At 71.5% G+C, this 21,995-nt stretch carries 20 protein-coding genes; 12 read left to right on the top strand and 8 right to left on the bottom strand.

Annotated features, from left to right (window positions below; all coding sequences use genetic code 11):
• Nucleotides 1–101: 101 nt before the first annotated feature.
• On the top strand, nucleotides 102–1,487 hold the full coding sequence (locus tag ACIBG7_RS27860) for a trehalose-6-phosphate synthase (protein ID WP_357921367.1): 1,386 nt from the start codon (nucleotides 102–104) through the stop codon (nucleotides 1,485–1,487).
• Here the strand turns inward: ACIBG7_RS27860 and ACIBG7_RS27855 are convergent.
• The gene (locus ACIBG7_RS27855; RefSeq protein ID WP_357921364.1) at nucleotides 1,468–1,752 is read right to left on the bottom strand and encodes a DUF4235 domain-containing protein; all 285 of its coding nucleotides are present in this window, start codon (nucleotides 1,750–1,752) and stop codon (nucleotides 1,468–1,470) included. The genes ACIBG7_RS27860 and ACIBG7_RS27855 overlap by 20 nt on opposite strands.
• A 42-nt stretch (nucleotides 1,753–1,794) precedes the next feature.
• Here ACIBG7_RS27855 and valS point away from each other — a divergent pair, with 42 nt between their 5' ends.
• Nucleotides 1,795–4,272, top strand: a complete 2,478-nt coding sequence (gene valS, locus ACIBG7_RS27850) for a valine--tRNA ligase (protein ID WP_397338160.1) — start codon at nucleotides 1,795–1,797, stop codon at nucleotides 4,270–4,272.
• A 17-nt stretch (nucleotides 4,273–4,289) separates the two neighbouring features.
• Here the strand turns inward: valS and ACIBG7_RS27845 are convergent, their stop codons facing one another.
• Nucleotides 4,290–4,808, bottom strand: coding sequence for a winged helix-turn-helix domain-containing protein (locus ACIBG7_RS27845; protein ID WP_357921360.1), 519 nt, complete (start codon nucleotides 4,806–4,808; stop codon nucleotides 4,290–4,292).
• A 54-nt stretch (nucleotides 4,809–4,862) separates the two neighbouring features.
• On the opposite strand from ACIBG7_RS27845, the gene ACIBG7_RS27840 reads away from it, so the two are divergent.
• Nucleotides 4,863–6,107 carry an MFS transporter gene (locus ACIBG7_RS27840; RefSeq protein ID WP_357921358.1) on the top strand — a complete coding sequence of 415 codons (1,245 nt, stop codon included), beginning with the start codon at nucleotides 4,863–4,865 and terminating at the stop codon, nucleotides 6,105–6,107.
• Here ACIBG7_RS27840 and ACIBG7_RS27835 read toward each other — a convergent pair.
• Nucleotides 6,085–8,238 carry a DUF6351 family protein gene (locus tag ACIBG7_RS27835; protein ID WP_397338159.1) on the bottom strand — a complete coding sequence of 718 codons (2,154 nt, stop codon included), beginning with the start codon at nucleotides 8,236–8,238 and terminating at the stop codon, nucleotides 6,085–6,087. The two genes, ACIBG7_RS27840 and ACIBG7_RS27835, sit on opposite strands and share 23 nt — an antisense overlap.
• Before the next feature lie 101 nt (nucleotides 8,239–8,339).
• On the opposite strand from ACIBG7_RS27835, the gene ACIBG7_RS27830 reads away from it, so the two are divergent.
• The 7 genes from ACIBG7_RS27830 to ACIBG7_RS27800 are packed head-to-tail and all read left to right on the top strand — an operon-like array spanning nucleotide 8,340 to nucleotide 14,395.
• Nucleotides 8,340–9,491 (top strand): AI-2E family transporter, encoded by a 1,152-nt coding sequence (locus ACIBG7_RS27830; RefSeq protein ID WP_357921352.1) that lies wholly within the window; start codon nucleotides 8,340–8,342, stop codon nucleotides 9,489–9,491.
• Between the two features lie 11 nt (nucleotides 9,492–9,502).
• The gene (locus tag ACIBG7_RS27825) at nucleotides 9,503–10,048 is read left to right on the top strand and encodes a PaaI family thioesterase (RefSeq protein ID WP_357921349.1); all 546 of its coding nucleotides are present in this window, start codon (nucleotides 9,503–9,505) and stop codon (nucleotides 10,046–10,048) included.
• A complete protein-coding gene (gene dut, locus ACIBG7_RS27820) occupies nucleotides 10,045–10,485 on the top strand; it encodes a dUTP diphosphatase (RefSeq protein ID WP_357921346.1) in 441 nt (146 codons plus the stop codon). The genes ACIBG7_RS27825 and dut overlap by 4 nt, the downstream gene beginning before the upstream one ends.
• Nucleotides 10,486–10,544: 59 nt before the next feature.
• The gene (locus ACIBG7_RS27815) at nucleotides 10,545–11,177 is read left to right on the top strand and encodes a DUF3710 domain-containing protein (RefSeq protein WP_397338158.1); all 633 of its coding nucleotides are present in this window, start codon (nucleotides 10,545–10,547) and stop codon (nucleotides 11,175–11,177) included.
• 27 nt (nucleotides 11,178–11,204) lie between these two features.
• Nucleotides 11,205–11,588, top strand: a complete 384-nt coding sequence (locus ACIBG7_RS27810) for an OB-fold nucleic acid binding domain-containing protein (protein ID WP_357921341.1) — start codon at nucleotides 11,205–11,207, stop codon at nucleotides 11,586–11,588.
• Complete coding sequence (locus ACIBG7_RS27805; RefSeq protein ID WP_397338157.1) at nucleotides 11,585–12,268, top strand: DUF3159 domain-containing protein; 684 nt, start codon at nucleotides 11,585–11,587, stop codon at nucleotides 12,266–12,268. Before ACIBG7_RS27810 ends, ACIBG7_RS27805 begins: the two co-directional genes overlap by 4 nt.
• A gap of 18 nt (nucleotides 12,269–12,286) precedes the next feature.
• Nucleotides 12,287–14,395 (top strand): protein kinase, encoded by a 2,109-nt coding sequence (locus ACIBG7_RS27800; protein WP_397338156.1) that lies wholly within the window; start codon nucleotides 12,287–12,289, stop codon nucleotides 14,393–14,395.
• Between the two features lie 125 nt (nucleotides 14,396–14,520).
• On the opposite strand, the gene ACIBG7_RS27795 is transcribed toward ACIBG7_RS27800, so the two are convergent.
• Together ACIBG7_RS27795 and ACIBG7_RS27790 are read right to left on the bottom strand one after the other, a co-directional pair.
• Nucleotides 14,521–15,180 (bottom strand): TrkA family potassium uptake protein, encoded by a 660-nt coding sequence (locus tag ACIBG7_RS27795; RefSeq protein WP_357921332.1) that lies wholly within the window; start codon nucleotides 15,178–15,180, stop codon nucleotides 14,521–14,523.
• A complete protein-coding gene (locus ACIBG7_RS27790) occupies nucleotides 15,180–15,845 on the bottom strand; it encodes a TrkA family potassium uptake protein (protein ID WP_357921329.1) in 666 nt (221 codons plus the stop codon). The genes ACIBG7_RS27795 and ACIBG7_RS27790 overlap by 1 nt, the downstream gene beginning before the upstream one ends.
• A gap of 49 nt (nucleotides 15,846–15,894) precedes the next feature.
• Here ACIBG7_RS27790 and ACIBG7_RS27785 point away from each other — a divergent pair, with 49 nt between their 5' ends.
• Together ACIBG7_RS27785 and ACIBG7_RS27780 are read left to right on the top strand one after the other, a co-directional pair.
• Nucleotides 15,895–17,910: an APC family permease gene (locus ACIBG7_RS27785; RefSeq protein WP_357921326.1), complete on the top strand. Its 2,016-nt coding sequence runs from the start codon at nucleotides 15,895–15,897 to the stop codon at nucleotides 17,908–17,910.
• A gap of 9 nt (nucleotides 17,911–17,919) precedes the next feature.
• The gene (locus ACIBG7_RS27780; RefSeq protein ID WP_397338155.1) at nucleotides 17,920–19,161 is read left to right on the top strand and encodes a class I SAM-dependent RNA methyltransferase; all 1,242 of its coding nucleotides are present in this window, start codon (nucleotides 17,920–17,922) and stop codon (nucleotides 19,159–19,161) included.
• A gap of 15 nt (nucleotides 19,162–19,176) precedes the next feature.
• On the opposite strand, the gene ACIBG7_RS27775 is transcribed toward ACIBG7_RS27780, so the two are convergent.
• Genes ACIBG7_RS27775 through ACIBG7_RS27765 form a run of 3 tightly spaced genes read right to left on the bottom strand, consistent with a single transcriptional unit; the run spans nucleotide 19,177 to nucleotide 21,994 of the window.
• A complete protein-coding gene (locus ACIBG7_RS27775; RefSeq protein WP_357921322.1) occupies nucleotides 19,177–19,773 on the bottom strand; it encodes a response regulator transcription factor in 597 nt (198 codons plus the stop codon).
• On the bottom strand, nucleotides 19,770–20,900 hold the full coding sequence (locus ACIBG7_RS27770; RefSeq protein ID WP_357921319.1) for a histidine kinase: 1,131 nt from the start codon (nucleotides 20,898–20,900) through the stop codon (nucleotides 19,770–19,772). The genes ACIBG7_RS27775 and ACIBG7_RS27770 overlap by 4 nt, the downstream gene beginning before the upstream one ends.
• A complete protein-coding gene (locus tag ACIBG7_RS27765; protein WP_397338154.1) occupies nucleotides 20,897–21,994 on the bottom strand; it encodes a sensor histidine kinase in 1,098 nt (365 codons plus the stop codon). Before ACIBG7_RS27765 ends, ACIBG7_RS27770 begins: the two co-directional genes overlap by 4 nt.
• Nucleotide 21,995: the final 1 nt, after the last annotated feature.

The following is a 21,995-nucleotide window of genomic DNA, read 5'->3' as shown; positions in this document are numbered from 1 at the left end:
GCCGGCTGATGAGCTGGAACGTCCCCCGGGCGGGGGCCGAGAGCGGCTGCCAGTGAACCGGCCATCCGGCCGGTTCCCGTGAACACGTGGGAGGGACGTACGTGGGTGGCCGTAGCTCGTTCTTGATTGTGGCCAACCGGCTGCCGGTGGACCGCTCGATCGAGCCCGACGGCACGGCGACGTGGCGACGGAGCCCGGGCGGGCTGGTCACCGCGATCGCGCCGGTCATGCAGCGCCGCGACGGCGCCTGGCTCGGCTGGGCCGGAGCGCCCGACGAACAGATCGAGCCGTTCCGTGACGACGGCATGAACCTCATCCCGATCCCGCTGTCGCGCGAGGAGATCGAGCTCTACTACGAGGGTTTCTCCAACGCGACCCTGTGGCCGCTCTACCACGACGTGGTCGCGCCGCCGGTCTTCTCCCGCGAGATGTGGGAGACCTACCGCGCGGTCAACGAGCGCTTCGCCGACGCCACCGCCGAGGCGGCGGCGGAGAACGCGGTGGTCTGGGTGCAGGACTACCAGCTCCAGCTCGTCCCGGCGATGCTCCGCGAGCGCCGCCCGGACCTGCGCATCGGGTTCTTCCTGCACATCCCCTTCCCGCCGGTCGAGCTGTTCTGGCGGCTGCCGTGGCGCACCGAGCTGGTCAAGGGCCTGCTCGGCGCCGACCTGGTGGGCTTCCAGCTCTCCGGCGGCGCCTCGAACTTCATCCGGCTGTGCCGGCGGCTGCTCGGCGTGCCGTACAAGGGGAACGAGATCTACCACGAGGACCGCACGATCACCGCGCGGGCCTTCCCGATCTCGGTGGACTTCGGCGAGCTCGACGCGCTCGCCCGCGACCCGCAGATCGTGCACCGGGCCAAGGAGATCCGCTTCGAGCTCGGCGACCCCGAGCACCTGCTGCTGGGCGTGGACCGGCTCGACTACACCAAGGGCATCGGGCAGCGCCTGGAGGCCTTCGGCGAGCTGCTGGACGAGAAGCGGGTGCAGCCGGGGGAGGCGGTCTTCGTGCAGATCGCCACGCCCAGCCGGGAACGGGTGGACGAGTACCGAAGGCTGCGCGACGACATCGAGCTGCAGGTCGGCCGGATCAACGGCGAGCACTCGCTGCTGGGCCACCAGCCGATCCAGTACCTCCACCAGTCCTACGACCGGCGCGAGCTGACCGCGCTCTACCTGGCCGCCGACCTGATGGTGGTGACCCCGCTGCGCGACGGCATGAACCTGGTGGCCAAGGAGTACGTGGCCTGCCACCACGACCTGCGCGGGGCGCTGGTGCTGAGCGAGTTCGCCGGCGCCGCCGACGAGCTGAAACAGGCCTTCCGCGTCAACCCCTACGACGTCGAGGGGCTGAAATCCACCCTCATCACGGCGATGCGGGCCACCCCGCACGAGATGGCCCGCAGGATGCGGACGTTGCGCCGCCGCGTGGCGACCTACGACGTCGACCGGTGGGCGGGGGACTTCCTCACGGCTTTGGAGTCTTGAGCTTCAGCGCCCGCCATGCGTCGTAGCGCTTCTTCGCGGTCTTGTTGACCACGATCTGCGCGACGGACATGCCGACGCCCATGACCACCGCGTAGCCGATGGCCTCCCCCATGCTGACCTCGGGAGCCTCCGAATCGAGCGGAGGCTCCTTGCCAGTCGCCTTGACCCAGGCCCAGCCCAGAACCTTCTTGGCGCCCCACGCGGTGGCCAGACCGAGAAGTCCGCCTACCACCCGCCATGCGACGTCCGGCTTGTCATCTGCCATGTGTGAACCCTATTCCTTCCAGAGGCCTTACCATCAGGAGGCATGACTCATCAGCGACCCGTTCCTGTCTTCGTGCCCGAGAAACCCACTCTCGACGGGCTCGAGCAGGTATGGGTAGAGCGCTGGGAGGCCTACGGCACCTACCGTTTCGACCGCACCAGGACCCGCGCCGAGGTCTACGCGATCGACACGCCGCCCCCCACGGTCTCGGGGTCGCTGCACGTCGGCCACGTCTTCTCCTACACCCATACGGACACCGTCGCGCGATTCCAGCGGATGCGCGGGCGCGAGGTCTTCTACCCGATGGGCTGGGACGATAACGGCCTGCCCACCGAACGGCGGGTCCAGAACTACTTCGGCGTGCGCTGCGACCCGTCGGTGCCCTACGACCCCGACTTCGAGCCGCCCGCCAAGCCGGGTAAAAACCAGATCTCCATCTCCCGGCGCAACTTCATCGAGCTGTGCGAGCGGCTGACGCAGGAGGACGAGAAGGCGTTCGAGGCGCTGTGGCGGCGCCTGGGCCTGTCCATCGACTGGTCCAAGACCTACGCCACCATCGACGCCAACGCCCGGCGCGCCTCGCAGCTCGCCTTCCTGCGAAACCTGGAGCGCGGCGAGGCCTACCAGGCCGAGGCGCCGACGCTCTGGGACGTCACCTTCCGTACGGCTGTCGCGCAGGCGGAGCTGGAGGACCGCGAGTGGCCCGGCGCCTTCCACCGCGTCTCCTTCTACGGCGACGCCGGCCCGGTGCACATCGAGACCACCCGGCCCGAGCTCATCCCGGCCTGCGTCGCCCTGGTCGCGCACCCGGACGACGAGCGGTACCGGCCGATGTTCGGCACCACCGTGCTCACCCCGCTGTTCGGCGTCGAGGTGCCGGTCCTGGCCCACCACCTGGCCGAGCCGGACAAGGGCTCGGGCATCGCGATGATCTGCACCTTCGGGGACCTGACCGACGTCACCTGGTGGCGCGAGCTCGACCTGCCCACCCGGGCGGTCATCGGCTGGGACGGCCGGCTGCTGGCCGAGCCGCCGCAGGGCGTCGACGCCGAGCCGTACAAGGAGCTGGCCGGCAAGACGGTGCACAGCGCGCGCGAGCGCATCGTGGAGATGTTGCGCGAGTCCGGCGACCTCGTCGGCGACCCGCGGCCGGTCACCCGCGCGGTGAAGTTCTACGAGAAGGGCGACAAGCCCCTCGAGATCGTCACCACCCGGCAGTGGTACATCCGCAACGGCGGACGCGACGCGGCGCTGCGCGAGCGGCTGCTGGAGCGCGGCGCCCAGCTCCACTGGCACCCGCCGCACATGCGGGTGCGCTACGACAACTGGGTGGAGGGCCTGGCCGGCGACTGGCTCGTCTCGCGCCAGCGCTTCTTCGGCGTGCCGTTCCCGGTGTGGTACGCCAAGGACGGCTCGCTGATCGTGCCCAGCGAGGACATGCTGCCCATCGACCCGCAGTCGGACGTGCCGCCCGGCTACACCGAGGAGCAGCGCGGCATCGACTTCACCGGCGACCCGGACGTCATGGACACCTGGGCCACCTCCTCGCTGACCCCGCAGATCGCCGGCGGTTGGGAGCGCGACCCCGACCTGTTCGCCCGCGTCTACCCGATGGACCTGCGGCCGCAGTCGCACGAGATCATCCGCACCTGGCTGTTCTCCACGGTGGTCCGGGCCGATCAGGAGCTCGGCACGCTGCCGTGGAGCGACGTGTCGATCTCGGGGTGGATCCTCGACCCCGACCGCAAGAAGATGTCCAAGTCGAAGGGGAACGTCACCACCCCGCTCGGCCTGCTGGAGGAGTACGGCTCCGACGGCGTGCGCTACTGGGCGGCCAGCGGCCGTCCCGGCACCGACACCGCCTTCGACACCGGGCAGATGAAGGTCGGCCGCCGCCTGGCCATCAAGATCCTCAACGCCTCCAAGTTCGTGCTCGGCTTCCCCGACTCCGACGCCGAGGTGGGCGAGCCGGTGGACCGCTCGATGCTGGCCCAGCTCGACCAGGCGATCCGGGAGGCGACCGAGGCCTTCGAGGGCTACGACTACGCCCGGGCGCTGGAGGTCACCGAGCGCTTCTTCTGGTCGTTCTGCGACGACTACCTGGAGCTGGTCAAGGCGCGCGCTTACGGCGAGGGGCCGGAGGCCGCCTCCGCGCACTCGGCGCTGCGGCTGGCGCTCGACGCGCAGTTGCGGCTGTTCGCGCCGTTCCTGCCGTTCGTGACCGAGGAGGTCTGGTCGTGGTGGCGGGCCGGTTCGGTGCACCGCGCCTCCTGGCCGGTCCCCGGTGACGCGGCCGGCGACCCGGCGGTGCTGGCGGTGGCCGCCGAGGTGCTCGGCCGCATCCGCAAGGCCAAGTCGGAGGCCAAGCTCTCCATGCGGGCCGAGGTCTCCCTGCTGGAGGTCTCGGGGCCCGAGCACGCGCTGGTCCGGCTGGCCGCCGACGACCTGTGCGGGGCGGGCAACGTCGAGGAGTTCGTGCTGGAGCCGGGCGACCACCTCACGGTCCGCGTATCGCTCTGAGGGCCGCCGGCCCCGGCTCAGGGGTCGCGGGTCACGTCCCGGTGCAGCGTGTAGAACAGCGAGTAGGGCGTCGCCCCGGGCGTGGCGGGCCGGGCGAGGAACTCCTCGAAGACCTCGTGCAGCCGCCGGTCGAGCTCCTCGACCTCCTCGGCGGTGAGCCGCAGGCCGAGCCGGGCCAGCCTGGCCTCGGCCAGGTCGGCCAGCCGTACCTCCTGGAGGAAGGCGTCCAGCATCGCCTCGCGCGTGCCAGGGACGCCTGACTCCTCCACGTCCATCAGCCACGACTTGCCGGTGGCCCGGTAGGGGATCTCGGTGGAGCCGCGCGGGCCGGGCCGGGCCGGTCCCGCGGCCAGGAAACCGGTGTCGACCAGCTTGCGGACATGGTGCAGCACGGTCGCCGGGTTGGCGTCGAGCCGCTGGGCGATCTCCTTGTTGGTCAGCGCCGTGTCGAGGCACAGCCGCAGGATGCGCAGCCGGATCGCCGAGGCCAGCGCGCGGGCCTCGGCCTCGGTGGCGGGTCGCCGGGTGGTCGCCATGACGGACAGCATACCGATTGACATTTCCCAATCGGTTGCTTCACGCTGGGCGACGTGACCAGATTCGCCCTGCTCCGCGAGCACGACTTCCGCGGGCTGTTCCTCGCCGACACCGCCAGCCAGGTCGGCTCGCAGGTGCTCATGCTCGCCCTGCCGCTGATCGCGGCGAGCGCCCTGCGGGCCAGCCCGGTCGAGATGGGCCTGCTGGTGATGTTCGAGACGCTCCCGTTCATCCTGGTCGGCCTGCCCGCGGGGGCGATCGTGGACCGGCTGCGCAAGCGCACCGTGATGATCGTCGCGGACTGGGGCCGCGCGCTGCTGCTGGTCACCGTGCCGCTCGCCTGGTGGGCCGAGGCGCTGACCATCTGGCAGTTGTACGGCGTGGCCCTGCTGGTCGGCTGCTTCACCGTCTTCTTCGACGTCTCCTACCAGAGCTACCTGCCCTTCCTGGTCGGCCGCGAGCACCTGGTCCAGGGCAACTCGGCCCTGGAAGTGGTCAGGACGGTCTCCCAGCTCGGCGGCCCGACCGCCGCGGGCTTCCTCATCCAGGCCGTCACCGCGCCCTTCGCGATGATCGCCACCGTCTTCGGCCTGGTGTGGTCGGCGCTCTTCCTCAACGGCATCCGCAAGCGCGAGCAGCCGCCGGAGCGCGGCCCGGACGCGCACCTCGGACGGGAGATCGTCGAGGGGCTGAAGTTCGTGCTCGGCCACCCGCTGCTGCGCCGGATCGCCGGTTCGACCGGCACCTTCAACCTGTTCGGCTCGATGCTCATGCCGATGGGCATCCTCCTGCTCACCCAGGACCTCGGCCTGAGCGAGGGCACGATCGGGCTGCTCTTCGCCGCGAGCGGGCTCGGCGGGCTCGTGGGCGCGGCCCTGACCGGGAGGATGGTGGCGCGCTTCGGCCAGGGGCCCACCATCTGGATGTCGTCGCTGCTCGGCGCGCCTCTGACCTTCGTCCTGCCGTGGACGGAGGCCGACTGGCGGCTCGGCCTCTTCGTGCTCTACGAGTTCGTGCTGGGCGTGAGCGTGGTCGTCTACAACGTCACCCAGCTCAGCTTCCGGCAGGCCGCCACCCCCGAGCCGCTGCTGGGCCGGATGAACGCGACCATGCGCTTCCTGGTGTGGGGGACCATGCCGCTGGGCGGCCTGCTCGGCGGCCTGCTGGGCGAGGTGATCGGGGTCCGCGCCACCCTGCTCGTCGGAGCGTGCGGGGTGTCGCTGGCCTTCCTGTGGGTCTTCACCTCGCCCATGCGGACCATGCGCGAGCTGCCGGTCAGTAGTCACACACCCCGGTAGGGAAGATCTGCTCCAGCCGCGCCCGCTCGGCCGGCGACGGCTTCCACGAGCCGTACAGGCCGCGGGCGACGGCCCGGGAGACCGGCTGCAGGTCGCACTTGTAGACGCCGCCCTCGATCGGGCCGCCCGCGACGATGCGGGAGGTCGAGTAGAGCGGGAACGCCTTCGTGCACGCGCCCGGCGCCCGGCGGTCGAGCACGCCCGCCCAGACGTCGGGTCCCGCGGCCAGCTGGGAGCCGTCGGTGGCGAAGCAGCGGTCCACGGCGAGGGCCGGCTTGTTCCGCGCCACCCCCTTGTGCGGATGTTTCCGTATGTTGGCCATCCACTCGTCCATCACCGCGAGCGCCTCCGGCGTCTGGTCGAACCGCGCCCCGTCGGGCCGCGCGTCGGTGAACCAGATCACCTGGTTGCGGGCGTCGCGGTCATGGTCGAGCATCCGCTGCCGGGTGGCGAAGGACTGGTGGCTGTTGTGCATGTCCAGCTCCTCCTCCAGGTAGTGCCGCCAGTCGATGATCGGCAGGTCGATGTCGCCACGGAAGACCAGCCCGCTGCGCTGCACGTTGCGGATGGCCACCGGGTCGCCGGTACGGCGCGGCGCGGGGTCGCCGAGGTTCATGTTCCGGGCGCTCCACGGGTCGAAGTCGCCCGGGCAGGCTGACGGGACGAAGGGACAGCCCTCCTGGACCATCTGCCCGGCCTCCTTCCACGACCCCGCCTTGGCGTTGAGGTCGAGGAACTCGGCCGGGGTGAGCACCCCGTCGGTCAGTGCCTTCAGCCCGTACTGCACGCCGACGTTGTCCCAGGTCGAGCGGGCGTAGCCGTCGGGGCCGACGCCGTAGACGTGCTTGACGTCCTCCCAGTGCGTCCAGTGCACGGTGTCCTTGACACCCGGCGGGTCCATCTTGGCCCACTCGGGATCGTTGTCGTCGGTCCACTTCGGATTCATGGACAGCGGCGTCAGGCCACGCCAGCCGATCACGCACTCGGTGGCGCCGGGCCGCCGGGTGTAGGGGTTGGCGACGGTGTCGGAGGCGTTGAGGCCGATCAGCGCGGTGCGGTCGTCCCAGCGGGCCCAGCGCTGCGGGTTCTGGTCCATGTAGCGTTCGAGCAGCTCGCAGTCGCCGACGTGGATGGTCTGGGTGACCATGTCGGGATAGGAGTACTGCGGGATCGCCGCGTCGATCACCCGGCTGCCGTGGTTCTGGCCGTAGATGTACTGCTGGATCCCGCCGCCGGAGCCGCCCACGCCGACGGTGTAGAGCGGCTCGCCGTACCGCTCGACGAAGCGTTCCTTGACCATCAGCGCGGTCTCGCCGCCGAGGATCAGGTTGTAGTGCGTCGAGGTGCGCGTGCCCGAGGAGTGCAGAATGGCGTAACCCTTGCCCAGGCCGTGGGCGTCGAGGTGGCCGCCGCCGAGGGTGCCCTGGTCGTGGCCGATCGCCACGCCGCCGTCGAAGCGGTAGATCGCCCGCTTGTTCCAGGCGTCCTCGAGGACGGCGATGGAGTAGAGGAACCGGTTGATCACGCCGCGCTCGCGGGCGACGACGAAGTCGACCGTGCGGCCGTCGAGCGTGGTGGTCCGGCTCATGTCCTCGGGCCGGCCCTCGGCGGGCATCGGCTTGAACTGGCCGCCGGTGCTCCGGTAGAGCCGGTCGGTGACGGTCGGCGCGAAGCAGTCGCGGCTCCAGCCGCCCTCGACGCGGTAGCCCTGCCCGGCGGTGTTGTCGGCGACCGGCGGGCCGAGCCCGGCGCGCTCGGTCTTGCAGACGAACGGGTACTGCTTGGGCCCGGCGAAGATCGGGCCGCTGATCGGGTGGTTGCGCAGGGTGAGCGAGCCGCTGAAGGGCCGGGCCCGCGCGGTGATCGTGTTGCGGCCCTCGACCAGGCCGCCGACCAGGCCCACGAGCGCGCCGCCGGCCGGCTTGAAGGCCGAGGTGACGTCCTCGCCGTTGCGCAGGATCGTCAGGCGGGAGGGCCGGGCGCCGTGGCCCAGCCGTACCCGGACCAGAGCGTCGCCGCCGCTCACCTGCTCGGGGTGGCTGGAGACCACCTCGACGTCGATCCCGCCGTGGCCGGCGGGCATCGCGGGCAGGCCGAGGAGCAGCGTGGAGACCAGAATAATCGTCCGCACCCCCCGAAGGTGACACGCCCGGCCCCGCTTGCCCAGGCCCGATCTTCCGCCTGTCGAATAACCGTGCGCGTCCGGCCCCCGCACATGACAGTCTTGAACTCGTGCGCTCCCAATCTCCGACCAAACTCGTGCCGCCCTTCCTGGCCAAGGCCGCCGCCTGGAGCGCCTGCCTGATCGTGGTCGGAGTCGTCGTCTACTTCTTCTCCCAGATCGTCGCCAGGCTGAGCTTCGTCGCCCTGCCGGTCGCCATCGCGCTCCTGCTGACCGCGCTGCTCTACCCGGTCACCCGCTGGCTGCGCAACGCCGGCATGCGGCCCATCTACGCCACCTGGCTGACCATGCTGATCGCGCTCGCGGTCCTGGTCGGCACCGGCTGGCTGGTCGGGGCCCGCGCCAACGAGGAGTTCCCCCGGCTGGCCGAGCAGATCACCACGACCGTCACCGAGGTGCGCGACTGGCTGCTCACCGGCCCCTGGCACCTCAGCCAGCAGCAGCTCAACGACTGGACCAAGCAGATCACCGACCTGGTCAGCCAGCAGCAGCAGGCACTGACCAGCACGGTCATCACCGCCGGGCAGGTGGCGGTGGAGGTCCTGGCCTCGATCGTGCTGCTGCTGTTCGTCACCTTCTTCCTGCTCAAGGACGGCGACCGGATCTGGGGCTGGTTCCTCAAGGCCTTCGGCACGATGGCGCCGCGCGTCGACCGGGCGGGCAAGGCGGCCTGGACCACGATCTCCCACTACGTGCAGGGCACCGTCGCCGTCGCCGCGGTGCACGGCGTGATCATGGGCATCGTCCTGGCCGGGCTGGGCGTCCCGCTCTGGGCCGCGCTGGCCGTGCTGATCTTCCTGGCCAGCTTCATCCCGCTCGTCGGCATCTTCTTCGCCGGCACCGTCGCCACCCTGGTCACGCTGGGCTCGGTCGGGCCGTGGAAGGCCCTGGTCTTCCTCATCGTGCTCATCATCGAGCAGCAACTGGAGAACCACGTGCTCCAGCCGCTGATCGTGGGCCGGGCGCTCAACTTCCACCCGCTGGCGATCATCCTGGTCCTGGCGATCGGCGGCATCCTGGGCGGCATCGCCGGCGCCGCCGTGGCCGTGCCCATCGCCGCGGTCATCTACCGGGCGATACCGGAGCTCCGCCACGACACCCCCGAACTACCACCTCCACCTCCTCATCCGAAGGAACCGGAACAAGTGGATCAAGAGGAGGAAGCGGCACCTGCGCAGCGGGGTCCCGCCCAGGCAGAGTAACCTCGTCGCCCGTGACTCGTTCCTCCTTGACCACCCCGCCGCCCGGCGCCGAACTCCCCGCTCCGCACCCCGCAGGCCCCAAAGAGCTCGGCTCCCACTACAGCAGGTGCTTCGGCTGCGGCGCCGACCACCCGACCGGCCTGCACCTGGCGGCCCGCACCCCCGACGGCTCGACCGTCGAGGCGGAGTTCACCGTCGCCGAGGCCCACCAGGGCGCGCCGGGCCTCGCGCACGGCGGCGTGCTGGCGGCGGCCATGGACGAGATCATCGGCATGTCCGTCTGGCTCTTCCAGCGCCCCTACGTCACCGGCCGCCTGGAGACCGACTTCCGGCTGCCGGTCCCGGTGGGCGCGACACTCCACCTCCGCGCCTGGTGCACCGGCGTCTCCGGCCGGAAGGCGTACCTTGAGGCTGAGGGGCGGCTCGGCGGCCCCGACGGTCCGGTCGCCGTCCGCGCGGCGGCGTTGTTCATCGAGGTGGCGATGGAACACTTCGCCAAGCACGGCGACGTGGCCACCCTGGCCGCCGAGCACCACGACTTCGAGGTGAACCCATGACCGCGGTAGAGGTCCTGATCCAGCGGCTCGACCCCGAGCTGCCGGTGCCGTCCTACGCCCATCCGGGCGACGCCGGCGCCGACCTGCACAGCGCCGAGGACGTCGAGCTGCAGCCGGGGGAGCGGGCGATCGTCCGCACCGGGCTGTCCATCGCGCTCCCCGACGGCTACGCCGCCTTCGTCCACCCCCGCTCGGGGCTGGCCGCCAAGCACGGCGTCACCGTCGTCAACGCCCCGGGCACCATCGACGCGGGCTACCGTGGCGAGATCATGGTCATCCTGCTCAACACCGACGCCAAGGAGCCGGTACGGCTGCGCCGCGGCGACCGGATCGCGCAACTGGTGGTCCAGCGGGTGGAGCGCGTGCGCTTCGCCGAGGTGGAGCAGCTTCCCGGCTCGGCGCGCGGCGCCGGCGGGCACGGATCGACAGGACGCTAGAGCTCACCAGAGCTCGGCCGCCAGAGCTCACCCGAGCTCGGCAGAGGGAGTGATTAGACGTGTTCCGACGTCGCCGGCGTGACGAAGCCAAGCAGGCCGAACAGGCCGTAGAAGAGACCATGCGCGAGTCGGGCCCCTGGGACGCCGACGAGCCCCACCCCGACCACGAGCGCATCGACCTGGGCGGGCTGCGCGTGCCGCAGGCCGACGACCTCGAAGTACGGCTCGCCTCCATGGGCGACCAGCACGTCGGCGTGCTCGTCCTGCTCGGCGACAGCACCCTGCAGCTCCAGGCGCTGGCCGCGCCCAAGTCCGGCGGCATCTGGAGCGAGGTCCGCACCAAGGTCGCCGGCCAGCTCAAGACGGCCAACGAGCGGGAGGGCGTCTTCGGCCCCGAACTCGTCGGCGAGGTCGAGTCGGAGGGCGAGACCCGGCCGATCCGCTACCTCGGCGTCGACGGGCCGCGCTGGCTGCTCCTGGGCGTCGTCAGCGGCCCCGCCGCGCAGGACGAGACGATCGCCGCCCGCTTCGAGGACTACCTGCGCGATGTGGTGGTAGTCCGGGGGCAGGAGCCGATGGCCCGGGAGGAGACGATTCCGCTGCGGCGGCCCAACGAACGGCCTCAGCAAGAGGACGAAACACCCCAGCTAGACCCGTTCCGCCGCGGACCAGAAATTAGCGAAATCCGCTGACAATTTCATCGCTTAAGCTGATTCATCATGACTGAGCCTCCGAAACGCGGCTTGCGGGCATTCTTCAACCGGCTGGCAACGAGCCAGTCGGAGCTTGAGGCCGCCGAACTGCGAGAAGACGCCGAGAACACCGGCGCGACCCCCATCGTGTCGTGCGCCAACCGCCGCCGGTTCTGCGTGGCCGGTACGCTACGTACCGTGACCTTGCGGCCCCGGGGCGGCGCTCCCGCCCTAGAGGCGGAGCTGTACGACGGCTCCGACGTCATCGACCTGGTCTGGCTCGGCCGGCGCAGGATCGCCGGCATCGAACCCGGGCGCATCGTCAAGGCGGAAGGCCTGGTCAGCCTGCAGGACGGCCGCAAGGTGATGTTCAACCCGCGCTACGAGCTGCGCCCAGGAGGAACCACGTGACGTCGGACGCGAAGTCGCTGCAGCCGACGGCCTACGACACCGTCGAGGCCGCCGTACGCCACCAGCTCATGAAGGCGCTCGGCGGCAAGCGCGGCATGATCGAGGCGGCCGTGCCCACCCTCGCGTTCACCATCTCCTGGCTCGCCACCAAGGACATGAAGCAGTCCCTGCTCATCAGCGGGGCCTTCGCGGCGGTCCTCCTGCTGGTACGGCTGGCGCAGAAGCAGAGCGTGCAGTTCGTGCTCAACAGCGTCTTCGGCATCGCGATCGCCGCCTTCTTCGTCTCCCGCACCGGCGACGCGGCCGACATCGCCCTGCCGGGCATCCTGGTCAACGCGCTGTGGGCGGCGGGCATGCTGCTGTCCATCGTCACCCGCTGGCCCGTGGTGGGCTTCATGGTCGGCTCGGTGGCCGGCGACCCCGTGGAGTGGCGCAAGGACCCGGGCATGGTCAAGCTCTGCACCAAGCTGACCTGGCTCCTGCTGGCCCCCAACCTGATCCGGCTGGTCGTGCAGGTCCCGCTCTATCTGGCGGTCTCCAACGGCATGCTGTCCGAGAACTGGGTCGTGGTCCAGCTCGTGGTCAAGTACGCCATGGGGTGGCCCTTGCAGATCGCCGCGTTCGCCGCCATGGGGTGGGTGCTCGCTCGCGGGCGCACCCCCGTGAACGCGTCGGCGTAGCGGGGTACGCTTCGCCTCGTGCCCGATTCACCTCCGCAGCTCGTCGGCGGCCGCTACCGGCTGGCCGATGAGCTCGGCCGTGGCGGCATGGGCGTCGTCTGGCGGGCCCGTGACGAGATCCTCGACCGCGCGGTGGCGCTCAAGCAGGTGCTGCTGCCCGACTGGGTGAGCGGCAAGGAACGCGAGCGCGCCTTCGAACGCGTCCTGCGCGAGGCCCGCTCGGCCGCCCGGCTGCGCCACGCCGGCGTCGTCACCATCCACGACGTGGTCCTCGACGAGGGCTACCCGTGGATCGTCATGGAACTCCTGCCCGCCGAGTCGCTGCACGAGGTCGTCGACCGCTGGGGGCCGCTCACCGAGGAGGTCGCGGTCGAGATCGGCGTCAAGCTGCTCGACGCGCTCCAGGCCGCGCACAACGCCGGGATCACCCACCGCGACGTCAAGCCGGGCAACGTGCTGCTGCTCGACGACGGGGGCGTCGTGCTCACCGACTTCGGTGTCGCGCACGTCGCCGACTCGCCGACCATCACCGGCACCGGGATGTTGCTCGGCTCGCCCGCCTTCATGGCGCCCGAACGGCTCGAAGGCAAGCCCGCCACCGCCGCGTCCGACCTCTGGGCGCTGGGGGCGACGCTCTACAACGCGGTCGAGGGGGCTCCGCCGTACCGGGGGCCGACGCCGGTGGCGGTGCTGGCGGCCATCCTCATGTCCGAGCCCCGGCCCCCGCAGCGGGCCGGGCGGTTGCGGCCGGTCATCGAGGGGCTGATGGCCCGTGACCCCGCCGACCGGATGTCCCACGGTGCCGCCCGTGCCGCCCTCATCCGCGCCGGCGGCCACCCCGAACGCACCGGCTCCCGCGCCCTGGCCGACCTCGTACGGCAGGCCGACGAGGCAGAAGCCGGTCTCGCCGGCCGCCCGGGCACCACTCCCGGCTCCCGAACCTCCCGCCCGGCGCAGTCGCGGGCGCCGGGGGAGAAGGCCCGGGGCGAGGGGGCCTCGGCCGGGCGGCCCTCACCAGGAGAGCGGCCCTCCGTGGGGGAGTGGCACTCCTCGAGCGAGCAGTCCGCGATCGAGCAGTCCTCCAGCGGGCGCCCTTCGTCGGGCCGGCCTTCGTCGGGGCAGCGGTCCTCCGGGCAGCCGTCTTCTGGGCAGTCGTCTTCTGGGCAGCCGTCTTCTGGGGACCGGTCCCCTGGAGAGCGGTCTTCCGTGGGACGGGCCTTGTCGGGTGAGGGGGCCTCTGGGGAACGCTCGTCCAGGGTGGCCGACACGCCCGGGCTCTTTCCGGCCCTCAGCCGCTCCGAGCCCCCGTCCGCCATCCCGCCGACCCGCGTCTCCCCGGAAACCGGAGCCGTCCGGCCCGAGCCCAGCCGGGCCGACGCCGCACGCCCGGGAGACCCCCAGGCCGCCGACCACCTGCCCGCCGGGAAGACCCGATCCGAGGACTCACGGGCGGGTGAGGTGTCCCGGCCCACGCTGGTGCTCCGGCCCGAGGCCCTCCAGCGTGCGGGCGGGGGGAACCCCGAGGCGGCCCGGTCGAAGGGCAGCGGTCGTCCGGCAGGCCTGGGCGACACGGCCGAGGGCCCGAGCGTGCGGCCCACGCCTCCCGCCACCACAACGGACAAGGTGCGCGGCGTCGTGGCAGGAGTGGCGGCGGCCACGGTGATCGCCGGCCTGGCGGCCCACGTGGCGAGCAAGGTCACCGACCGGCTCGTCGGCCGCTCGATGGTGGACTTCCCGCCCGAGGTGGCGCTGCTGCTGATCCTGGCCGGCCTGCTGGTGACCGTCCTGGCGGTCCCGGCCCGGTTGCTCGCCCGGAGCAGGACGGGGGCGATGGCCGTGCGCCTGAGCCTGGTCCCGACGCTCTACGGAGCTACGGGGCAGGCACTGCCGTACGTGGCGGGGCTGCTGGCGGTGTGGACGGCGGTGGTCGCGGTGCGGACCTGGCAGAACGCGGCCAAGCCGGTGGCCGTCACCCTGATCGGGGCGGCGGCCGGTTTCGCGGTATCCGGGCTGCTGGCGGCGGACGTGGGCCCGGACGAGCTGCTCTCGAAGACGTTCACCGGGGGAGCCCTGCTGACGGTGCCCTGGCTGATCCGGGCAGCCCGCCGCACCCGCCCCCGCCCCTGAGCCCGCTCCCACGGCACCGGCCGGCCCGCCGTACCCCGGCCCCGCCGTATCGGTGGCCCGCCGTACCTTGCCTTGCCGTACCTGACCTTCCATACGGCGGCCTGCCGTACAGCGGGACGGTGGGTTTAGTGCGGCGAGAGGAGCTGGCCGAGCTCCTCCTCGACCTCCTGGGAGGCGACGAAGAGCAGTTCGTCCCCCGCCTCCAGCGGGTCGTCGGCGGTGGGCACGAGCACCCGCCCCTCCCGCAGGATCGCCACGAGCGCCGAGTCGGTCGGCCACGGCACGGAGCCGGCGCGCTGACCGACGACGGGGGCGTCCTCGGGCAGGGTGAGCTCGACCAGGTTGGCCTGCCCCTGCCGGAAGGTCATGAGCCGGACCAGGTCGCCCACGCTGACCGCTTCCTCGACGAGGGCGGAGAGCAGGCGCGGGGTGGAGACGGCGACGTCCACGCCCCAGGACTCGTTGAACAGCCACTCGTTCGACGGGTGGTTGATCCGCGCCACCACGCGCGGCACGCCGTACTCGGTCTTGGCCAGCAGGGAGACGACCAGGTTGACCTTGTCGTCGCCGGAGGAGGCGACCACCACGTGGCAGTTGGACAGCCCGGCCTCGTCGAGCGAGGAGATCTCGCAGGCGTCGGCGAGCAGCCACTCGGCCCGCGGCACCGAGTCGATCTTGATGGCCTTGGGGTCGATGTCGATGAGCAGGACCTGGTGGCCGTTCTCCAGGAGTTCGGCGGCGATGGAGCGGCCGACGGCGCCCGCCCCGGCGATGGCGACGCGCATCAGTGGTCCTCTTCCGGTGCGGTGGCGAACACCTTGTTGATCCGGTCCATGTCGTCCTCGGCGGCGATCACGTGCAGGACGTCGCCCTCCTGAACCACGGTGTCGTTCTTGGTGACCAGGGCCTCGCCCATCCGGTTGAGGAAGCCGACCCGGACACCGGCGGCCTCCTCCAGGCGGGTGACCTGGGTGCCGATCCAGCCGGGGTGCACGGCGACCTCGGCCAGGACGACCTCGCCGGTGGGGTCGCGCCAGAGCGGCTCGGCGCCCTCGGGCAGGACGCGGCGCAGGATCTGGTCGGCGGTCCAGCGCACCGTGGCCACGGTGGGGATGCCCAGGCGCTGGTAGACCTCGGCGCGGCGGGGGTCGTAGATGCGGGCCACGACGTTGTCGACGCCGAAGGTCTCGCGGGCGACGCGCGCGGAGATGATGTTGGAGTTGTCGCCGCTGCTGACGGCGACGAAGGCGGCGGCGGACTCGATGCCCGCTTCCTGGAGCACCTCGCGGTCGAAGCCGACGCCGGTCACCCGGCGGCCGCGGAAACCGGCGCGCAGCCGGCGGAAGGCCTGGGGGTCGCGGTCGATGATCGCGACCGAGTGGCCGTTGTCCTCAAGGATGTGCGCGATCGTCGAACCGACGCGCCCACACCCCATTATCACGATGTGCATACGCTCCCCACCAGCTTGCCTGGTAGTCAGCGTACTAGCATCTGGATACGTGGCGAAGATGACGGATCTTGTCAAGCGCGTGCTCGTCGGACGAGCGCTGCGCAGCGGGCAGTTGCACGAGCAACTCCTGCCCAAGCGCGTCGCGCTGCCGGTCTTCGCCAGCGACGCGCTCTCCTCGGTGGCCTACGCGCCGCAGGAGATCCTCGTCATCCTCTCGCTGGCCGGGATCTCGTTCTACCACTACAGCCCATGGGTGGCCGTGGCGGTGGTCGTGGTCATGCTGACCGTCGTCGCCTCCTACCGGCAGAACGTGCACGCCTACCCGAGCGGCGGCGGCGACTACGAGGTCGCCACCGTCAACCTGGGCAAGAACGCCGGGCTCACCGTCGCCAGTGCGCTGATGGTCGACTACGTGCTCACCGTGGCGGTGTCGGTGGCCAACGGCGTCGACTACGTGGGCGCGACCATCCCGTACGTCGCCGAGCACAAGCCGACCGTGGCCATCGTGATCGTGATCCTGCTGACGGTGGTGAACCTGCGCGGCATCCGGGAGTCGGGCGCGGCCTTCGCGATCCCGACCTACGCCTTCATGATCTCGGTGCTGGGCATGGTGGCGTGGGGCGCGTTCAAGTACTTCGCGCTGGGCGACGAGCTGCGGGCGCCGACCGCCGACTACGAGATCGTCGCCGAGCAGACCAACCTCACCTCCTTCGCCGCCGCCTTCCTGATCCTGCGCGCCTTCTCCTCCGGCTGCGCGGCCCTCACCGGTGTCGAGGCGATCAGCAACGGCGTGCCCGCCTTCCGCAAGCCCAAGAGCCGGAACGCGGCGACCACGCTGCTGATGATGGGCCTGGTCGCGGTGAGCATGTTCAGCGGCATCATCGCCCTCGGCCTGGTCTCCGGGGTGAAGGTCGCCGAGCACCCGGCCATCGACATCGTGATCGACGGCAAGCCGGCGGGCGAGGGCTACTACCAGCAGCCGATCATCTCCCAGGTCGCCGACGCGGTCTTCGGCGGCGGCTCGCTGCTGTTCGTGGTGATCTCGGCGGTGACCGCGCTCATCCTGTTCCTGGCCGCCAACACCGCCTTCAACGGCTTCCCGGTGCTCGGCTCGATCCTGGCCCAGGACCGCTACCTGCCGCGCCAGCTCCACACCCGCGGCGACCGGCTGGCCTTCTCCAACGGCATCGTCATCCTGGCGCTCGGCGCCTGCCTGCTGCTGTGGGGCTTCCAGGCCGACGTGAGCAAGCTGCTGAACCTGTACATCGTCGGCGTCTTCGTCTCCTTCACCCTCAGCCAGACCGGCATGGTCATCCACTGGACGCGCCACCTGCGCACCCAGGCCGACCCGCGGCTGCGCTTCCAGATGCAGCGCTCGCGCGTGATCAACTTCTTCGGCGCGGTGATGACGGGGCTGGTCCTGATCGTCGTGCTGATGACCAAGTTCCTGGTCGGCGCGTGGATCGTCTGCCTGGCCATGCCGGTGCTGTTCCTGATGATGAAGGGCATCCGCCGGCACTACGACAACGTGGCCAAGGAGCTGTCCATCACCGAGGACTTCGACTCCTCGATGCTGCCCTCGCGCAACCACTCCATCGTGCTGGTCTCCAAGCTGCACAAGCCCACCCTGCGCGCCCTGGCCTACGCCCGCGCCACCCGGCCCTCCACGCTGGAGGCGGTCACCGTCGGCGTCGAGGGCGAGGAGGCCAGGCAACTGCAGGAGGAGTGGGAGCGGCTGGGCATCCCGGTGCCGCTCAAGATGCTCGACTCGCCCTACCGCGAGATCACCCAGCCGGTCCTCGACTACGTCAAGAACCTGCGCAAGCGCTCGCCGCGGGACGTGGTGACCGTGTTCATCCCGGAGTACGTGGTCGGCCACTGGTGGGAGCACCTGCTGCACAACCAGAGCGCGTTGCGGCTCAAGGCGCGGCTGCTGTTCAAGCCGGGCGTGATGGTGACCAGCGTGCCGTGGCAGCTGCACTCCTCCGACCGGCTGCGCAAGCGGCGCGAGCCGTACGCCCCGGGTTCGGTACGGCGGGCCGGAGCGGACACGTCCAAGCAATAGGCTGGTCTGATGCTTCTCGAATTGACGATCGGTCCGGCCGCGCACGGTGGCTGGTGCGTCGCGCGCCATGACGACGGGCGCGTGGTCTTCGTACGGCACGCCCTGCCCGGGGAGCGCGTGCGAGCGGAGGTCACCGAGGAGACCGCCAGATTCCTGCGCGCCGACGCGGTCGAGGTCCTGGAGGCCTCGCCCGACCGGGTCGTGCCGCCCTGCCCCTTCGCCGGCCCCGGCCGCTGCGGCGGCTGCGACTGGCAGCACGCCTCGCTGCCCGCCCAGCGCGAGATCAAGGCCGCGATCGTCGAGGAGCAGCTCCGCCGGCTGGCCGGCCTGGAGCGCAAGGTCGTGGTCGAGGAACTGCCCGGCACACCCGACGGCCTCGGCTGGCGTACCCGCGTGCAGTTCGCCGCGCGGCCCGACGGCGTGCTCGGCCTGCGCCGGCACCGCTCCCACGACATCGAGGCGATCGACGCCTGCCTGATCGCGCATCCCGAGGTCGAGTCGGTCGGCGTGCTCGCCGATGCCTGGCCGGGCGCGGCCGGGGTCGAGGTCATCGCCTCCTCCACCGGCGAGCACGCGGTCGTCGTGCGGCCCAGGCCGCGCCGCTCGGTCGCCGTCCCGCCGCTGGAGTCGCCCGCGTCCATCCTGGTCGACCAGGGCAAGGGCCGCACCGAACCCCGGCACGGCTCCGGCCTGCTGCACGAGCAGGTCGACGAGCGCCGGTTCCAGGTGACCGGCAGCGGCTTCTGGCAGGTCCACCCCGGCGCCGCGGTCACCCTGCTCGACGCGGTCATGTCCTATGCCGCGCCCGCGCCCGGCGAGTGGGCGCTCGACCTCTACTGCGGCGTCGGCCTGTTCGCCGCCGCCCTGGCCGAGGCGGTCGGGCCCGAGGGCGCGGTGCTCGGCGTCGAGTCCGAGGCCAGCGCCGTGCGTGACGCCCGCCGCAACCTCCGCGACCTGCCCCAGGCGCAGGTGGAGAAGTCGCGGGTGGAGTCGGCGTTCGACCGTTTCGGGATCGAGCGCGCCGACCTCGTCGTGGTCGACCCGCCCCGCTCCGGGCTCGGCCGCGAGGTCGTCGCCCGCGTGTCCGGCCTGGAGGCCTCCCGGATCGTCTATGTCTCCTGCGACCCGGCCACCCTCGCCCGCGACCTGGCCTGGTTCGCCGAACTCGGCTACGACCTGGCCGACCTGCGCGCCTTCGACGCCTTCCCGATGACCCACCACGTGGAGTGCGTGGCGCTGCTGGTCAGGTGATCGGGCGCGAGGCGGTCACAGCCAGCCCATGCGCTGGGCCGTGCGGATCGCCTCCAGGCGGTTCTGGGCGTTGAGCTTGGTCATCGCGCTGGACAGGTAGTTGCGCACGGTGCCCTCGGTGAGGTGCAGCTCCGTGGCGATCTTGGAGACGGCGGCGCCGTCGGCGGCCAGGCGCAGGGCGTCGGTCTCACGGTCGGTGAGCGGGCTGTCCCCGGCGGTCATCGCGGCGGCGGCCAGGTCGGCGTCGAGGTAGCGCCCGCCGCCGTGCACCTTGCGGATCGCGCGGGCGAGTTCCTCGGCGGAGGCGTCCTTGCCCAGGAAGCCGCTCACGCCCGCGGCCATGGCCCGGCGCAGGTAGCCCGGCCGGCCGAGGCTGGTCAGGATGACGATGGAGCACTGGCCGCTGATCCGTTCGGCGGCGGCCAGGCCGTCCATGCCGGGCATCTCGATGTCGAGCACCGCCACGTCCGGCCGGTGCTCGGCGACCGCGGCGGCGACCTCGTCGCCCCGGCCCACCTGGGCGATGACCTGGATGCCGTCCTCCAGGTCGAGCAGGGCGGCGATGGCGCCGCGGATGAGGTGCTCGTCGTCGGCGAGCAGGACGCGGATCATGCGGCCACCTTCAGGATGAAGCCGGCCCCGGGGCCGGGCAGGGGAGTGAGGGCGGCGCCCGCGGCAGCCGCGCGTTCGGCCAGGGCGTCGAGGTCGCCCGGCTCCCGCGTGCCGTCGTTGGTCATCTCCAGCACTCCCTTCTCGATCGATATCACGCACCGCTTCGCCGTACCGTGGCGGAGGATCACGGTGGTGCCCTCGCGGACGGCGGCGGCCAGCAGGGTGAGGCCGGCGGCCGGCAGGCCGGCCGCCCGCACCCGCACGGCGCACTCCACGCCCGCCGCCTCCAGGACCGCGCGCACGCTGGCGAGCGTCTCGTCCAGGCTGAGCGCCCGGTAGTCCTGTACGGCGGCGCGGACTTCCTTGAGCGAGACCCGCGCCCGGTCCCGCACCTCGAACATCTGCCGCGCGGCGGCCTCGCCCTCGCCCTCGTCGGCCAGGGTGGCGGCCTGGTAGCTCTTGACGGAGATGTCCGACAGGCTCTGCCCGAGCAGCGCGTTCAGCTCGCGGGCCAGGCGCAGCCGCTCCTCGGAGACGGCCAGCTTGGCCTTGGCCTCCTCGCCGTCGTGCGCCTCGACCGCGATCCGCCACAGCCACAGGTTGGCCAGGACGCTGCCGACGAGCACGGCCTCGGCGATGACGAGCAGCAGGGCGACGTCGGGGGCGGCCTCCGGCGCGTAGATCATCAGCATGGCGGTGGCACCGGCGAGGAACAGGCCGCCGAGCAGCAGGATCACCCGCTTGCGGACGAACGGGGCGAGCATCGCCAGGTATACCGGGAATGTCACGATCAGCCCGAGCGCGGTGAGGCAGAGGGTGATCACTCCGGCGATCACCAGCAGCCGGACCGGCGTCGGGCGGCCGGCCACGAGGATTCGGAACGGCCGGGTGGCCAGCGCGTACAGCACGGCCAGCAGGAGCGCGGCGGCGACGGCCAGCGGGGTGGGGTAGCCGTCGATGTCGGCCATGGCGAGGAGCTGGACGAAGCCGAGGCCGAGCACCAGCATCATGACGTCGACCGAATAGACCATCAGCCAGCGGATCTTGTCCAGCCGGGAGGCCTCGCGCACCCGGGCGCGCAGGGAGCGCCGCCGAGCGGGGGCGGAGGTGGCGACGGCGGAGGTCATGCGGGGACCGCCGCTCTGAGCACGAACTCGGTCTCGCCCACCTGCTCGGCCCGGAGCGAGCCGCCCCCCGTGGTCAGCCGCTCGGCGAGGCCTTCCAAGCCCGACCCGTGCTGGTCGGAGGCGGGCCGTACGCCGTCGTTGCGGATCTCCAGCACGCCGCCGTCCAGTTTGATCAGGCAGTGGGTCGGGGTGCTGTGCTTGAGGATGTTCGTGGTGCCCTCGCGCACCACCCAGGCCAGCAGGTCGCGCGAGTGCGGGGGGAGCTGCGCGGCGGCGCCGGTCTCGACCGTGCAGCGCACGCCGATGGACTCCAGCACGCCGCGTCCCTCGGCCAGTTCCTCGTCGAGGTCGAGCGCGCGCAGCCCGGTGGCGGTGGCGTGGAGCTGGCTCAGCGCCTCGCCGGCCAGCCGGTGCACCTGGCGCATCTCCTCGGCCGAGCCGAGCTTGCCGGCCAGCTCGCTCTTCAGCGAGAGCATGACGAGGCTGCGGCCCAGCAGATCGTGCAGGTCGCGGGAGAAACGCAGCCGTTCCTCGGTCACCGCGAGCCGGGCCTTGGCCTCCTTGCTCTCGTACGCCTCCCTGATCGTGCGCCACAGCCAGAGCCAGAGCCACAGCCCGAAGGTCATCGCGATCATGGCGATGGAGAGCACGATCGCCTGGGCGATCCAGTCATGGCCGCCGACGAGGTGCAGCCGCACGGTCGTCCCGGCGACGGCGGCCACCGCTAGGGCCGCGGTGATGCCCCGGTGCAGGAACAGGCCGCTGATCGACACCCACAGCAGGACGATGGTGTCCCAGCCCGACGCCGCGGCGCCGCCCGGTGGGACGAGCGCCACCGCGGTCACCGCCAGCACGCCCATGACGGCCAGCAGCAGGGTGGGGCGGGGGCGGCCGGCGAAGGCGATGCGCAGCACGAGCGCGAAGATCACGCAGACGCCGGCGAGGCAGACGGTCAGCACGCCCGCGACGGCGAGGGAGATCGTGCCGCTCATGGCCGCGCCGAGCACGGACATCAGGTAGAGGAGGCCCAGGAAGGCCACGGTGCCGTCCATCCAGTACACGAGGATTTTTCGTGCTACTTCGGGACGGGTCACA

It is taken from the genome of Nonomuraea sp. NPDC050328, from assembly GCF_044459405.1.
GTDB lineage: Bacteria > Actinomycetota > Actinomycetes > Streptosporangiales > Streptosporangiaceae > Nonomuraea.
This window is presented reverse-complemented; position numbering and strand designations above follow the sequence as displayed.

Bases quoted from the DNA above. Each gene is read 5' to 3' on its own strand.
- ACIBG7_RS27855 (WP_357921364.1), bottom strand. From the start codon at position 1,752: ATGGCAGATGACAAGCCGGACGTCGCATGGCGGGTGGTAGGCGGACTT.
- valS (WP_397338160.1), top strand. From the start codon at position 1,795: ATGACTCATCAGCGACCCGTTCCTGTCTTCGTGCCCGAGAAACCCACT.
- ACIBG7_RS27845 (WP_357921360.1), bottom strand. From the start codon at position 4,808: ATGGCGACCACCCGGCGACCCGCCACCGAGGCCGAGGCCCGCGCGCTG.
- dut (WP_357921346.1), top strand. From the start codon at position 10,045: ATGACCGCGGTAGAGGTCCTGATCCAGCGGCTCGACCCCGAGCTGCCG.
- ACIBG7_RS27810 (WP_357921341.1), top strand. From the start codon at position 11,205: ATGACTGAGCCTCCGAAACGCGGCTTGCGGGCATTCTTCAACCGGCTG.
- ACIBG7_RS27795 (WP_357921332.1), bottom strand. From the start codon at position 15,180: ATGCGCGTCGCCATCGCCGGGGCGGGCGCCGTCGGCCGCTCCATCGCC.
- ACIBG7_RS27790 (WP_357921329.1), bottom strand. From the start codon at position 15,845: ATGCACATCGTGATAATGGGGTGTGGGCGCGTCGGTTCGACGATCGCG.
- ACIBG7_RS27780 (WP_397338155.1), top strand. From the start codon at position 17,920: ATGCTTCTCGAATTGACGATCGGTCCGGCCGCGCACGGTGGCTGGTGC.
- ACIBG7_RS27775 (WP_357921322.1), bottom strand. From the start codon at position 19,773: ATGATCCGCGTCCTGCTCGCCGACGACGAGCACCTCATCCGCGGCGCC.
- ACIBG7_RS27770 (WP_357921319.1), bottom strand. From the start codon at position 20,900: ATGACCTCCGCCGTCGCCACCTCCGCCCCCGCTCGGCGGCGCTCCCTG.